Source organism: Burkholderia sp. JKS000303 (assembly GCF_002563755.1).
Classification (GTDB): Bacteria; Pseudomonadota; Gammaproteobacteria; order Burkholderiales; family Burkholderiaceae; genus Burkholderia; species Burkholderia anthina_B.
Window position 1 is genome coordinate 573,939 of the sequence record NZ_PDBZ01000001.1, and the last position, 13,489, is coordinate 587,427.

The following is a 13,489-nucleotide window of genomic DNA, read 5'->3' on the forward strand; positions in this document are numbered from 1 at the left end:
ATTGCGGTTCGTTTCATCGCACGCCTCCGTCAGGCCCAGTGGCCACGCGTCCAGAACCAGTTCGGCCCGCGCTGATCCCAATGGCCCGGCACCCAGTGCATGCCGACGCGCTCGGCTTCCCAGTGGCCGGCGATCCATACGTAGCGGCCATGATCCCAGCGCCAGTGGCCACGCTCCCACACGTAGCCGACACGCGTAGCCGGCACGACCTCGTAGCGCACGGGCGGCGGCGCATTCGGCGCGACGATGACGACTTCCTCGGTGCGCAGGGCCACGGGCTCGGCGACGACCATCCGGGCCGGCTGCACCTGCACCGGTGCGCCGACGATGATCTCGTCCGCGCGTGCGGCGAGCGGTGCGGCAACGGCTGACAGGCCCGCGGCGAACAGCGCGAGCGAAACGATACGACGTTGAACAGTAGAGACAGCCATCACAACCTCCTGATTGAACAATTGACGCGGAGCGTATTCGTTCAATGCGGGAGGACGGCTGACGGCCGACAAGCACCGTGTTACGGCGTGCCCGAAAGTGCAACAGGGCGTAAGACGCGCACGGCGGCACATGCCGCCGTGCGGTGGGATACCTGCAAAGGGTCAGGCTTGCGGGATCTCGATCTTGACTTCGAGCACTTCGAGATCGTCCTGGCGCTCAAGGCTCACGCGGATGTCATCGTTCGAAATATGGACGTACTTCGAGATGACCGCGACCAGCTCCTTCTGCAGCGCCGGCAGATAATCGGCCGGCGGACGGCCGCCGACGCGCTCATGCGCGATGATGAGCTGCAGGCGCTCCTTCGCGACCGATGCGGACTTCTTCTTCTCGCCGAGGAGAAACGAAAGGATGGACATGGGCGGCCTCCGTTACTTGCTGCCGAAGAGGCGCTGCAGCAGGCCCGGCTTCTGGTAATCGGTGAAACGCAGCGGCTTGTCCTCGCCGAGGAAGCGAGCGACGACGTCCTTGTACGCTTCCGCAACGTCGGTGCCGTCGATATGCACGGCCGGCAAACCCTGGTTCGATGCGTGCAGCACGGCTTCAGACTCCGGCACCACGCCGATCAGCTTGATGCGCAGGATCTCGCTGATGTCCTCGAGCGACAGCATCTCGCCTTCGCTCACGCGCTTCGGGCTGTAACGCGTGATCAGCAGGTGTTCCTTGATCGGATCCTTGCCTTCGGTCGCGCGCTTGGTCTTCGACGACAGGATGCCGAGAATGCGGTCCGAGTCGCGCACCGACGACACTTCCGGGTTCGTGACGATCAGCGCCTCGTCCGCGAAGTACATCGCGTGCAGCGCGCCGGCCTCGATACCGGCCGGCGAATCGCAGACGATGTATTCGAAGTCCATCGCGACCAGGTCGTTCAGCACCTTCTCGACGCCATCACGCGTGAGCGCATCCTTGTCGCGCGTCTGCGACGCGGGCAGGATGAACAGGTTCTCGCACTTCTTGTCCTTGATCAGCGCCTGGTTCAGGTTCGCCTCGCCCTGGATCACGTTCACGAGGTCATACACGACACGACGCTCGCAGCCCATGATGAGGTCCAGGTTACGCAGGCCGACGTCGAAGTCGATCACGGCCGTCTTGTGGCCGCGCAGCGCGATACCGGACGCGAAGCTCGCGCTCGTCGTCGTCTTGCCCACGCCGCCCTTGCCCGAAGTCACCACGATGATTTTTGCCATTTACCCAATACCCTGTGTTCGTCAATGAGAGCCGATCGATCCGGAGCGTGCCGCGTGAATCACGTCAGGCGCAGCGGTTCGATCATCAGTTTTTCCTCTTCGAGCCGGATCTGCACCGATTTGCCCAGTATGTCAGCGGGCAACGGGTTCTCGGTTGTTCGATAGATACCCGCGATCGAAATCAGTTCCGGTTCGAGACACGTGCAGAAAATGCGCGCGTCGTGATTGCCGTGCACGCCCGCGAGTGCGCGGCCGCGCAACGGCGCGTAGATGTGGATATTGCCTTCCGCGATGATCTCCGCGCCGTGACTGACCGGCGCGAGCACCACGAGGTCTCCTTTCGCGTAAATCTGCTGTCCCGAACGCAGCGGCCGGTCGATCACCAGCGTCTGGCCGCCGGCCTGGATCGGCGTCGGAGCAGGCTCGGACGCCGATTCGGCTGCCGCCGCAGCAGCGGGTGCCTCGACGACGGGCGCCGGCTCCGCTTCCTCGGCCGGTTTCGCGGCCGACACGCGACGATCGCGCGCTTCGAGCAACGGCAGGCCGGCAATAGTCGCCCAGCCCTGCGTCGGCAGTGCGACGACGCCCACTGGGCGCATCCGCACGTCGTTCAGCATCTTGCGGATGTCCGCGAGCGCGACGCGTTCGCCGTCCGCGAGGCGGCGGACGTCGATCGCGACGACATCATCGGCGAAAAACTCGGGAGTCGCTTCGAAGCGCTTGACCAGTTCGGTACGCAACGCATCGAGATCGGTCGTCTTCACGGTGAACAACAACGTATCGACCGATCCGCTGCGCAGCTCGAAGAATGGCGATTTTTTAAGCGACATGGACACTCTGCAAAAAATTTTTGCGTATTTTACAGGCGTCCACGCGTGCAGCCATTATTTTTGGGACTTGGGTGGGGGCGAACACACCACCGGCAGGCGGGCCGGCGCACGGCGAGGCGTTCATCGCGCCGGGCGACCCGCACGTTCATCCATCAGGGTGTGTTGACCCGCGACACGAACAGCGACTTCATCGCGCCGGGCATCCGCGCGATCGGCGCATGCTCGCCGGTGTTGCCGAAACCCGCGCGCTCGTAGAAGCGGATCGCGTTGCGGTTTGCATCGGCGATCCATGCGTAGACGTCCTGCGCACCGCGTTCGACCAGCCACTCGGTGGCCGTTTCGAGCAGCAGCACGCCGCCGCGCAGATGGCGGACCGCGTGCGCGACCCACAGCTCGCTGACGAACGCGCGACGCTCGGGCGTATTGTCGAAATACGCGCCGATCATGCCGGCCGGATGGCCTTCGGTGTAAAGCAGGAAAGTCGTCGACTCGTCGGATGCGGCGCGCAGCGCGGCGATGGCCGTCGCCGCGTCGGAATCGACGTTCAGCAATTCGGCCTCCGGCGCTTCACCCGGCGCATAGGGCTCACGCAGCGATGCGGCGCGGAGTTCGCGATACACGCCACCCTGGTCGGCAGCGATACGACGAACGGTCAAGGTCGAACTCATGCAGGCACAGCCCCCTTCGGACAGCAAGTTATTAGCTTCAACCGAAAGCGGGGCATGAGTCAAATCGTTATTTTCAAATGGCCGCGCGGATCGAAAGACGGCATACACCGCGGCACGTACGGGTGTGCAGGTGCAGCATTCGCCCGTCGATCGGCTGCCAGGCGCGCGCGTCCGAAGTGCGATCCGAACGTGCCGCCCCGCTCGCCTTTGTCGTGCATGACATTCGCACGGCGAGCGTCCGGTATTTCGCCGGCCGCATAGTAATGACCCGTAATATATGTATCCGGCAGCGCGCTTCCGCAACGCGCTGCCGCGCGCCGATTATTGCATTGCAACATTCGTTGTGATGCGCGACGCCGGAATACGCGCGTGCATAGTCCACGTATTCGTCAGACCAGAGCGAAGGTCGTGCGAGCCGATCCGGCCCGTGCCGGGCTGTTTCAATCACCCCCTGCCGGCCTCTCCCCGCCTGCGTCCTGCGCAGCCCGCCGTTTGGAGTTTCACGCCTAGCGCCGGGGTTTGGAAAGCGTGCGCGACGGTCGTATAACTGGCACAACCGGACCACCGATCCGGGGCCGCGCGCAATGTCGCGCACCGACGACGATTCGAACGGCTACAGACATGCGGCCGCCCGGCGCCCGTGCGCACCGGAGGCGGTCCAAAGGACGGAGACAATGGCAATGACGGACGCATCAGCCTCGAGCTGGTCGGATGGCAAACGTTATCTGTGGCTCCTCGGCGCGCTGACGATCACGCTGCCGATCCTCGCGGCCCAGCTCGCGCTGGCGACGGGAATTCACGTGTTCTGGTGGTTCGGGCCGCTGTTCGCGTTCGGGGTGATTCCGGTCCTCGACACGCTGATCGGCGACGATCGCGACAACCCGCCCGAATCCGTCGTCCCGCAGCTCGAACGGGAGCGCTACTACCGCTTCATCGTCTACCTCGCGACGCTCGTCGAATACGTCGCGTTCTTCGCGTGCGTGTGGATCGTCGGCACGCATGCACTCATGTGGTACGACTACGTCGGCTTCGCGCTGTCGCTCGGCGCTGCGACGGGCATCTCGATCAACACCGCGCACGAACTCGGCCACAAGACCAACCGCTTCGAGCGCTGGCTCGCGAAGATCACCCTCGCGCCAGTCGCGTACGGGCACTTCTTCGTCGAACACAACCGCGGCCATCACGTGCGTGTCGCGACGGCGGAGGATCCGGCGAGCGCGCGCTACGGCGAGTCGTTCTGGGCGTTCCTGCCGCGCACGGTGACCGGCAGCATCCGCTCGGCGTGGCGACTCGAAAAGGCGCGCCTGGCGCGGCTCGGGCATTCGCCGTGGAGCTGGCGCAACGAGGTGCTGCACGCGTGGGCGATGACCGTCGTCGTGTGGGCCATCGCGATCGCGATGGCCGGCAGGATCGTGATCCCGTTCCTCGTGATCCAGGCCGTCTACGGCGCGTCGCTGCTCGAAGTCGTCAATTACGTCGAGCACTACGGCCTCGGCCGCCGCAAGCTGCCGAACGGCCGTTACGAGCGCTGCACGCCGCAGCATTCGTGGAACAGCAATCACGTCGTCACGAACCTGTTCCTGTATCAACTGCAGCGGCACGCCGATCATCACGCGAATCCGACGCGCTCGTATCAGGCGCTGCGCCACTTCGACGATTCGCCGCAACTGCCGGCCGGCTACGCAACGATGATCCTGTTCGCGTACGTGCCGCCGCTCTGGTATCGCGTGATGAATCCGCGCGTCGTCGCGCACTACGGCGGCGACATGGCGCAGTCGAACATCAAGCCGTCGATCCGCGACCGCGTGCTCGCGCAGTATCCGGCCGCGGCATAAGGCGACACGGCACAGCGAGGCTCCCGCACTCGCCGGCCATGCCGTTACGCGGCTTGCGGCAGCCTGAACACGGCGACCGCCTGCCGCAGCGCACTCGCCTGTTCGGCCAACGCCTGCGTCGCGGCCGACGCCTGCTCGACCAGCGCGGCGTTGCGCTGCGTCGCTTCATCCATCTGCGTGACCGCGATGTTCACCTGCTGGATGCCGCCGCTTTGCTCCTGCGATGCGGATGCGATCTCGCCGACGATCGTCGTGACTCGCCGCACCGCCCCGACGATCTCCCGTATCGATTCGCCCGCGCGGCCGATCAGTGCGGCGCCCGCATCGACGCGCTGCGTCGACTGCCCGATCAGCGCCTTGATCTCCTTCGCGGCAGCCGCGCTGCGCTGCGCGAGCGTGCGCACCTCGGCCGCGACGACCGCGAAGCCCCGCCCCTGTTGCCCGGCACGCGCCGCCTCGACGGCCGCGTTCAACGCGAGGAGGTTGGTCTGGAATGCGATGCCGTCGATCACCGCGACGATCTCGCCGACCTTCGCCGCGCTGTCTGCAATCCCGCTCATCGTATCGACCGCCAGCGCCATCACGCTGCCGCCCGCGGACGCCATGCCCGACGCATCGCGCGCGAGCTGCGCCGCATGCGTCGCGTGCTCGGCCGACTGGCGAACGACGCCGGTCAGCTCGGCCATGCTGGCCGCGGTTTCCTCGAGCGACGCAGCCTGCGCCTCGGTACGCGCCGACAGGTCGTGATTGCCCGACGCGATCTGTGCACTCGCCGTCGCGACGGACTCGGCATGCGAGCGCACTTCGTGCACGACGCCCGACAGGCTCGCCTGCATCGCCTGCAATGCGCGCAGCAGATCGGCGATCTCGTCACGGCCTGCGGCGTCGACGTCGCGCGTCAGGTCGCCGCCCGCCACCGCCTGCGCACAGGCAACCGCGCGATCGAGCGGCCGCAGGATCGCGCGACTGAACAGGACCGCACCGATCATCGCGACACCGAGCACGATCAGCATCAGCACGACACTCGCCGCGCTCGCGTGCTGCGCGTCGCGGCTCGCGTGAGCCGATACGGCGGCGCTCTCGTCGGCAATCGCCTTCGCGGCACGCTCGAGCAGCGCGGCCGGCGCGCGATCGACGCCCGCCACGGCCGCATCGCCTGCCGTCGGATCGAAGCCAGCTGCCTTGAACGCGTCGAAACCGCGGCGATAGCCGTCGCCCATCGCCGCATGCGCGCGCATGAACTGCTCGACGAGCGTGCGGCTCTCGCCGGGCGGCAACCGGTTGACGAGTTGCGCGGCGAGCGTATCGACCGCGCGCTCGCGCGTCTGGAATGCCTGCCAGTATGTGTCCAGTTTGTCGGGCTGCTTGCCGCGCAGCAGCGTGTCCTTCCATTCCTGAACCTGCAGCTTGAACTGCACGAGCGTCGCCGACACGAGCCGCTCGTCGGCAACGTGCGTCTGCACGTCGTTCGCGAACGTATCAATCGACCGGTTGAGGATGCGGATACCGTACAGCGCGCCGCACAACATCAGCAGCAACGCAACGGCGAATGCGAGGGGAATCTTGTAGCTCAGCTTCATGGGACCTTGAATCGACGAAAAACGGCGACGACGCAGGAAGGCGCCCGCCGCCGCCCCGTGTTAACGGCGCGCGATACGAAGGCTGAAGCTGTAGAAGTGATGGCGAATCGAGCGGCGCTCACGTCGGCCGAATGGCGATGCACGGCGGCTCCACCGAGCGGCCCAAACGAAAAACCCCGTGATCCTTTCGAATCACGGGGCTTCGTATTTTGGCGGAGAGGGTGGGATTCGAACCCACGGTACGGGGAAACCGTACGCCTGATTTCGAGTCAGGTACATTCGACCACTCTGCCACCTCTCCTTCCTTGCTGCTTCATTTCCCGGTTGGTCGTGTCCGGGAAAGAAAAGATTATAGAACGATCTCTTCGAAACTCACAAGTCCTTTTTGCAATTTTTTTGCCGGACCCTCGAAAGCCGATCGCTCGTCAATCTCACGACGCCTGTGCCGGCGCGTCGATGCGCTCCATGCCGCCCATGTACGGACGCAGCGCCTCCGGCACCGTGACCGAACCGTCGGCGTTCTGGTAGTTCTCCAGCACCGCGACGAGCGTGCGGCCGACCGCGAGGCCCGAACCGTTCAGCGTGTGCACGAGTTCCGGCTTGCCCTGCGCGTTGCGGAAACGTGCCTGCATCCGGCGCGCCTGGAACGCCTCGGTGTTCGAGCAGCTCGAGATCTCGCGATAGGTGTTCTGCGCGGGCAGCCACACTTCGAGGTCGAACGTCTTCGCAGCGGAGAAACCCATGTCGCCCGTGCACAGCGTGATCACGCGGTACGGCAAACCGAGCTTCTGCAAGATCGCTTCCGCGTGGCCGACCATCTCGTCGAGCGCCGCATACGATGCATCGGGTGCGACGACCTGAACCATTTCGACCTTGTCGAACTGGTGCTGGCGAATCATGCCTCGCGTGTCGCGGCCGTACGAGCCCGCTTCCGAGCGGAAGCACGGCGAATGCGCGGTGAGCTTGATCGGCAGCGCGGAGCCTTCGACGATCGATTCGCGCACGGTGTTCGTCAGCGAAATTTCCGACGTGGAGATCAGGTACTGCGTGATCGTATTTTCGCCGCCGCCCTTCTCGACACGGAACATGTCGTCCGCGAACTTCGGCAACTGGCCCGTGCCGTACAGGATCTCGGGATTCACGATGTACGGCGTGTACGTCTCGCTGTAGCCGTGCTGCAGCGTGTGCGTGTCGATCATGAACTGCGCGAGCGCGCGGTGCAGGCGTGCGATCGAGCCGCGCAGCATCGTGAAGCGCGCGCCGGCGAGCTTCGCGCCGGTTTCGAAATCGAGGCCGAGCGGCGTGCCGACGTCGACGTGATCCTTCACCTCGAAGTCGAACTGGCGCGGCGTGCCCCAGCGGCGCGCCTCGACGTTGTCGGCCTCGTCCTTGCCGACCGGCACGCTGTCGTGCGCGATGTTCGGCATGCCCAGCATCAGGTCGGACAGGCGCGTCTGGATTTCGCCGAGCTTGGCTTCGAACGCCTTCATCTCGTCGCCGATCCCGCCGACTTCGGCCATCACGGCCGACGTGTCCTCGCCCTTCCCCTTCATCGCGCCGATCTGCTTCGACAGGCTGTTGCGGCGCGCCTGGAGCTCTTCGGTACGGGTCTGGATCGCGCGGCGTTCCGCTTCGAGAGCGGAGAACGCGGCGACGTCGAGGGTGTAGCCGCGATCGGCGAGGCGCTTGGCGACGCCGTCGAGGTCTTTGCGCAGCAACTGGATGTCGAGCATGGGAGGACTTGGAAAATCGTTGTGTAGGACGGGAATTCTAACGCACCGCGGGGCCGCCACGGCACTGGCCGGACGGACAATGGCGCAAACAGGCAACCGGCGTGGCAGTATCGCGTGGCACGACCCGTGCGTCGGCGGCCGGCGGATCGGATCGCGCGGCGCCGCCGCGAAACGCACGACAGCCGCGCCGGCCCGGCGCAGTGCGGCGGGCAACGCATCCGCTTGCGCATCACCATCACCCGAGGGAACCCGATGGCCATCGAACTGGACAAGGATGTCCGCGACCGCGCAATCGCGTCGCTGCAACGCTATTTCACAGAAAACATGGATGAGCCGATCGGCAACATCCAGGCCGGCGCGCTGCTGCATTTCTTCGTCGAGGAAATCGCACCGGCGATCTACAACCTCGCGATCGCCGATGCGCAGGAGCGCCTGCACGCCCGGGTCGCCGAGCTCGACATCGAATGCCACGAGGAGCCGTTCGAGTACTGGAAGAAACAACCGGGCCGCAAGCGCTAGACGCGCGCCGGTCAGCCCTTCTTGCCGGCCTCGCGGTCGAGCTCGCGCAGCCACGCGAGCTTCTCGGCGATCTTCGACTCGAGCCCGCGCGGCACCGGCTTGTACCAGTGCGGCTCGCGCATGCCTTCCGGCAGATACGTCTCGCCGGCCGCATACGCGTTCGGTTCATCGTGCGCGTAGCGATACGCGTGGCCGTAGCCGAGTTCCTTCATCAGCTTGGTCGGCGCATTGCGCAGATGCACGGGCACCTCGCGCGACTTGTCCTGCTTCACGAACGCCATCGCCTGGTTGAATGCGTTGTAGCCCGCGTTGCTCTTCGCCGCGCATGCGAGATAGATCACCGCCTGCCCGAGCGCCAGCTCGCCTTCGGGCGAACCCAGCCGCTCGTAGGTCGCGGCCGCCTCGTTCGCCATCTGCAGCGCGCGCGGGTCGGCCAGGCCGATGTCTTCCCACGCCATCCGCACGATCCGCCGCGCGAGATATTTCGGATCCGCGCCGCCGTCGATCATCCGGCAGAACCAGTACAGCGCACCATCCGGGCTCGACCCGCGCACCGACTTGTGCAGCGCCGAGATCTGGTCGTAGAAATTGTCGCCGCCCTTGTCGAAGCGCCGCGCGTTCAGCGTCATCGCACTGCTGACGAAATCGGCGTCGATCGTCGTGACGCGGGCGGACGATGCGGCCGTCTGCGCCTGCTCGAGCAGGTTCAGGAAACGGCGTGCGTCGCCGTCCGCGTAGCCGATGAGCGTGTCGATCGCCTTGTCGTCGAATGCGAGGCCGTCGAGCGTGATTTCCTGTGCGCGCTTGAGCAGCTGGCGCATCTCGTCGTCGTTCAGCGACTGCAGCACATAGACCTGCGCCCGCGACAACAGCGCCGAGTTGACCTCGAAGCTCGGGTTCTCGGTCGTCGCGCCGATGAAGGTCACGAGCCCCGACTCGACGAACGGCAGCAACGCATCCTGCTGCCCCTTGTTGAAACGGTGAATCTCGTCGACGAACAGGATCGTGTGGCGGCCGGTGCGGTTCAGCGTGTCCTTCGCCTGCTCCATCGCCTCGCGGATGTCCTTCACGCCGCCGAGCACCGCGGACAGCGCGATGAATTCGCAGTCGAACGCGAGCGCGGTGAGGCGCGCGAGCGTCGTCTTGCCGACGCCGGGCGGCCCCCACAGGATCATCGAATGCGGCTTGCCGGATTCGAACGCGAGCCGCAGCGGCTTGCCTTCGCCCAGCAGATGCGTCTGGCCGATCACCTCGGCGAGCGTCTTCGGCCGCAACGCCTCGGCGAGCGGCCGGCGCGGCTCGACTTGAAACAGGTCGGACATGAACCCTCGCTCCACATCAAACAATGGCGGCCGAACGGGCCGCCGGACCCGACATTATGACAGCCGCGCGACCCCGCCGCCGCGCCTGATGCCCGCGCCCGGTGCCCGCGCCCGAAAGCGACAAGGGCCTGCCGTCGCCGGCAGGCCCTTGTCAGCGGAACGGCGCGGTGCCGGTCAGCCGGTGATCACGTCGGCGCCCTTCGGCACGACGAACTTGAACGTATCGCTCTTCAGCGGCGGATTCGTCTGGATGTTGGTGAACGTCAGCAGCGTGACGTTGCCGAACACGTCGTGCAGCTCCATCGCGGCGAGCGTGCCGTTGCGAAAACCGATGCCGATCCGCTGGAACTGCGTGTCCTGCGCCTTCGGCAACATCTCGAGCCACTCGATGCCGCCCTTCTCGCCGGCATCGTGCAGCGTGTAGTTCTTGTCGAGATCGTTGCTGCCGAACAGGATCGCGGCAGGGCTCGCGCCCAGTGCGCCGTTCAGCTTGCGCTCGGTGACCTGGTTCAGGTCGCGGTCGTACACGTAGAGCTTGTCGCCGTCGGCCTGCAGCACCTGCTGGTACGGCTTCTGGTACGTCCAGATGAACTTGCCCGGACGCGAGAACACGAACGTGCCGCTCGAATTGTCGTTCGGCTTCGGCATGGCCTGCGCGGCGCTCGCGGCATTCGTGGCCTTGCTCGGCGCCTTGACGATCTGCTGCGTGAAATCGCCCTTCGCCGCATGCACCTGCGACACGAAGGCCTTCAGTTGCTCGGTGCCGCCCGCGAACGCGTGCGTCGCCGCGAGCATCAGCGATGCGCCGGCGAACGCCGCGCCGAGCCAGCGGCGCGTCGAACGAAGGGAGGGGACGAACGAAAGTTGCTGCATGGTACGGTTTTCTCCGTGGGTGGCCGGCGCTGCGGGCGCCGCGGACTTATTCCGCGTCGCGCGCCGGCACAAGAATTTCGCGGTTGCCGCTCGACGACATCGCCGACACGAGCCCCGACTGTTCCATCTGTTCGAGCAGCCGCGCCGCGCGGTTGTAGCCGATCCGCAAATGGCGCTGCACGAGCGAAATCGACGCGCGGCGGTTCTTGATGACGATCTCGACCGCCTGGTCGTACAGCGGATCAGACTCGTCGCCGCCTTCGCCGGTTCCCGCGCCGGCCGAGCCCTCGTCGCCGTCGGCGGTGCCGCCTTCGAGCAGCCCTTCGACGTAGTTCGGCTCGCCCTGCTCCTTGAGCTTGTCGACGACGCGATGCACTTCGTCGTCGGCGACGAACGCGCCGTGCACGCGCACCGGCAACCCGGTGCCGGGCGCCAGGTACAGCATGTCGCCCATCCCGAGCAGCGACTCGGCGCCCATCTGGTCGAGAATCGTGCGCGAGTCGATCTTCGACGACACCTGGAACGCGATCCGCGTCGGCACGTTCGCCTTGATCAGGCCCGTGATCACGTCGACCGACGGACGCTGGGTCGCGAGGATCAGGTGGATGCCGGCCGCACGCGCCTTCTGCGCGATCCGCGCGATCAGCTCCTCGACCTTCTTGCCGACGACCATCATCAGGTCGGCCAACTCGTCGATCACCACGACGATGTTCGGCAGGCGGCCGAGCGGTTCCGGATCGTCCGGCGTCAGGCTGAACGGATTCGGAATCTTTTCCTCGCGCTTCGCCGCGTCGTCGATCTTGTTGTTGTAACCCGCGAGATTGCGCACGCCGAGCTTGCTCATCAGCTTGTAGCGGCGCTCCATCTCCGCGACCGTCCAGTTCAGCGCGTGGCCGGCCTGGCGCATGTCGGTGACGACCGGGCACAGCAGGTGCGGAATGCCTTCGTAGACGCTCATTTCGAGCATCTTCGGGTCGATCAGGATCAGGCGCACCTGTTCGGCGGTCGCCTTGTACAGCAACGACAGGATCATCGCGTTGATCCCGACGGACTTGCCCGAGCCGGTCGTGCCGGCCACCAGCAGGTGGGGCATCTTCGCGAGGTCCGCGCACACCGGCTTGCCGCCGATGTCCTTGCCGAGGCTCAGCGTGAGCGCCGACGACGCGGCCGCATAGACTTCCGAGCCGATGATCTCGGACAGGTGGACCGTCTGGCGGCGCTGATTCGGCAGCTCGAGCGCCATGTAGTTCTTGCCGGGGATCGTCTCCACCACGCGGATCGACACGAGCGACAGCGACCGCGCGAGATCCTTCGCGAGGTTCACGATCTGGCTGCCCTTCACGCCGGTGGCCGGCTCGATCTCGTAGCGCGTGACGACCGGGCCCGGATACGCGGCCACGACGCTCGCCTCGACGCCGAAGTCCTTCAGTTTCTTCTCGATCAGGCGCGACGTGAATTCGAGCGTGTCGGCGGAAATCGCTTCCTGCGTCTTCGGCGCGGGATCGAGCAGCGACACCGGCGGCAGCGTCGAATCGCCCGGCAGGTCGGTAAACAGCGGCACCTGGCGCTCGCGCTCGACGCGCTCGGACTTCGCTGGCGTGACGACCGGCGGCACGATGGTCACCGGTTCGTGATCCTCGATGCGCACGCGCTCCTCTTCGACCTTGCCTTCACGGCGCACGGCCGCGGCTTCGCCCAGCTTGCGATCGCGCTCGGCCTCGCGGCGCAGCTTCGCGACGGTGACGGCGGACAGGATCGCACCGCCGACGCGCTCGGACACCGACAGCCACGAGAAGCGGAAATACAGCGAAAGGCCGACCGCGAGCAGGATCAGCAGCAGCAGCGTGCCGCCGGTGAAGCCGAACGCATGCGACATCGCGCCCGCGACGGCCTCGCCGATCACGCCGCCCGGTGCGCGCGGCAGTTGCACCTTCAGCGACCACATCCGCATCGCCTCGATGCCGTCGCACGCGAGCACGACGAGCACGAACGACAGGATTTCGGTGAGCCAGCCGATCGGCCGCTCGGGCTCGTCGGCGACGGCCTCGTGACGCGTGATGCGCCGGTAGTTGACGGCGATGCGCCGCCCGAGCGGCACGATCAGCCAGTAGGCCGACAGGCCGAACAGCAGCAGGATGATGTCGGCCGTCCACGCGCCGACGCGCCCGGCCCAGTTCGAGATGTGGTCTACCTGTGCTGCGTGCGTCCAGCTTGGATCGCGCCGGCTGTAGCTCAACAGGGCCATCACCAGAAAGGCGCAGAGCGCAACCTGGAGAATCCAGCGGATCTCCGTGAGGAGCTTCGACATCCGGTGCGGCAACGCCTGTGCCTGGGCGGAATAAGGAGCTTTTGCCATGAATCCGTATAAAGAGGACGGGCTGCGTGCCCGCCTGTCGTTCGATCCCGCTTATTGTAAACGCTGCACCGGGCCGTCAAGTGTAAATGACGGTTAC

Annotated in this window: 12 protein-coding genes and 1 tRNA gene; 2 read left to right on the forward strand and 11 right to left on the reverse strand. The window is 65.9% G+C overall.

Features of this window, described 5'->3' with window-relative positions:
• Nucleotides 1-29 precede the first annotated feature (29 nt).
• The 5 genes from BX604_RS02760 to BX604_RS02780 all read right to left on the reverse strand — a co-directional run bounded on the left by BX604_RS02760 (nucleotide 30) and on the right by BX604_RS02780 (nucleotide 3,174).
• On the reverse strand, nucleotides 30-431 hold the full coding sequence (locus tag BX604_RS02760; RefSeq protein WP_098549464.1) for a YXWGXW repeat-containing protein: 402 nt from the start codon (nucleotides 429-431) through the stop codon (nucleotides 30-32).
• A 162-nt stretch (nucleotides 432-593) separates the two neighbouring features.
• Nucleotides 594-848 (reverse strand): cell division topological specificity factor MinE, encoded by a 255-nt coding sequence (gene minE, locus BX604_RS02765; RefSeq protein ID WP_006486661.1) that lies wholly within the window; start codon nucleotides 846-848, stop codon nucleotides 594-596.
• A 12-nt stretch (nucleotides 849-860) separates the two neighbouring features.
• Entirely contained in the window at nucleotides 861-1,676 is an 816-nt protein-coding gene (gene minD, locus BX604_RS02770) for a septum site-determining protein MinD (protein WP_034182973.1), read from the reverse strand.
• Nucleotides 1,677-1,735: 59 nt separating this feature from the next.
• A complete protein-coding gene (gene minC, locus BX604_RS02775; RefSeq protein WP_098549465.1) occupies nucleotides 1,736-2,506 on the reverse strand; it encodes a septum site-determining protein MinC in 771 nt (256 codons plus the stop codon).
• A gap of 152 nt (nucleotides 2,507-2,658) precedes the next feature.
• Nucleotides 2,659-3,174 (reverse strand): GNAT family N-acetyltransferase, encoded by a 516-nt coding sequence (locus BX604_RS02780; RefSeq protein ID WP_175802688.1) that lies wholly within the window; start codon nucleotides 3,172-3,174, stop codon nucleotides 2,659-2,661.
• Between the two features lie 674 nt (nucleotides 3,175-3,848).
• Here BX604_RS02780 and BX604_RS02785 point away from each other — a divergent pair.
• Nucleotides 3,849-5,009, forward strand: coding sequence for an alkane 1-monooxygenase (locus BX604_RS02785; RefSeq protein WP_098549467.1), 1,161 nt, complete (start codon nucleotides 3,849-3,851; stop codon nucleotides 5,007-5,009).
• 44 nt (nucleotides 5,010-5,053) lie between these two features.
• Here the strand turns inward: BX604_RS02785 and BX604_RS02790 are convergent, their stop codons facing one another.
• The 3 genes from BX604_RS02790 to serS form a co-directional block, all read right to left on the reverse strand.
• Nucleotides 5,054-6,589, reverse strand: a complete 1,536-nt coding sequence (locus BX604_RS02790) for a methyl-accepting chemotaxis protein (RefSeq protein ID WP_098549468.1) — start codon at nucleotides 6,587-6,589, stop codon at nucleotides 5,054-5,056.
• A gap of 210 nt (nucleotides 6,590-6,799) precedes the next feature.
• Nucleotides 6,800-6,890: transfer RNA gene (locus BX604_RS02795), tRNA-Ser, on the reverse strand.
• A 130-nt stretch (nucleotides 6,891-7,020) separates the two neighbouring features.
• A complete protein-coding gene (gene serS, locus BX604_RS02800) occupies nucleotides 7,021-8,322 on the reverse strand; it encodes a serine--tRNA ligase (RefSeq protein ID WP_098549469.1) in 1,302 nt (433 codons plus the stop codon).
• Nucleotides 8,323-8,574: 252 nt separating this feature from the next.
• On the opposite strand from serS, the gene BX604_RS02805 reads away from it, so the two are divergent.
• Nucleotides 8,575-8,841, forward strand: coding sequence for a DUF2164 domain-containing protein (locus BX604_RS02805; RefSeq protein WP_057928507.1), 267 nt, complete (start codon nucleotides 8,575-8,577; stop codon nucleotides 8,839-8,841).
• An 11-nt stretch (nucleotides 8,842-8,852) separates the two neighbouring features.
• On the opposite strand, the gene BX604_RS02810 is transcribed toward BX604_RS02805, so the two are convergent.
• The 3 genes from BX604_RS02810 to BX604_RS02820 form a co-directional block, all read right to left on the reverse strand.
• On the reverse strand, nucleotides 8,853-10,163 hold the full coding sequence (locus BX604_RS02810; protein WP_098549470.1) for a replication-associated recombination protein A: 1,311 nt from the start codon (nucleotides 10,161-10,163) through the stop codon (nucleotides 8,853-8,855).
• 174 nt (nucleotides 10,164-10,337) lie between these two features.
• A complete protein-coding gene (lolA, locus tag BX604_RS02815; RefSeq protein WP_098549471.1) occupies nucleotides 10,338-11,036 on the reverse strand; it encodes an outer membrane lipoprotein chaperone LolA in 699 nt (232 codons plus the stop codon).
• A 46-nt stretch (nucleotides 11,037-11,082) separates the two neighbouring features.
• Nucleotides 11,083-13,392: a DNA translocase FtsK gene (locus BX604_RS02820; protein WP_098549472.1), complete on the reverse strand. Its 2,310-nt coding sequence runs from the start codon at nucleotides 13,390-13,392 to the stop codon at nucleotides 11,083-11,085.
• Nucleotides 13,393-13,489 lie beyond the last annotated feature (97 nt).

Coding starts and splice junctions, on each gene's coding strand:
- BX604_RS02760 (WP_098549464.1), bottom strand. CDS start 431: ATGGCTGTCTCTACTGTTCAACGTCGTATCGTTTCGCTCGCGCTGTTC.
- minE (WP_006486661.1), bottom strand. CDS start 848: ATGTCCATCCTTTCGTTTCTCCTCGGCGAGAAGAAGAAGTCCGCATCG.
- minD (WP_034182973.1), bottom strand. CDS start 1,676: ATGGCAAAAATCATCGTGGTGACTTCGGGCAAGGGCGGCGTGGGCAAG.
- minC (WP_098549465.1), bottom strand. CDS start 2,506: ATGTCGCTTAAAAAATCGCCATTCTTCGAGCTGCGCAGCGGATCGGTC.
- BX604_RS02780 (WP_175802688.1), bottom strand. CDS start 3,174: ATGAGTTCGACCTTGACCGTTCGTCGTATCGCTGCCGACCAGGGTGGC.
- BX604_RS02785 (WP_098549467.1), top strand. CDS start 3,849: ATGGCAATGACGGACGCATCAGCCTCGAGCTGGTCGGATGGCAAACGT.
- BX604_RS02790 (WP_098549468.1), bottom strand. CDS start 6,589: ATGAAGCTGAGCTACAAGATTCCCCTCGCATTCGCCGTTGCGTTGCTG.
- serS (WP_098549469.1), bottom strand. CDS start 8,322: ATGCTCGACATCCAGTTGCTGCGCAAAGACCTCGACGGCGTCGCCAAG.
- BX604_RS02805 (WP_057928507.1), top strand. CDS start 8,575: ATGGCCATCGAACTGGACAAGGATGTCCGCGACCGCGCAATCGCGTCG.
- BX604_RS02810 (WP_098549470.1), bottom strand. CDS start 10,163: ATGTCCGACCTGTTTCAAGTCGAGCCGCGCCGGCCGCTCGCCGAGGCG.
- lolA (WP_098549471.1), bottom strand. CDS start 11,036: ATGCAGCAACTTTCGTTCGTCCCCTCCCTTCGTTCGACGCGCCGCTGG.
- BX604_RS02820 (WP_098549472.1), bottom strand. CDS start 13,392: ATGGCAAAAGCTCCTTATTCCGCCCAGGCACAGGCGTTGCCGCACCGG.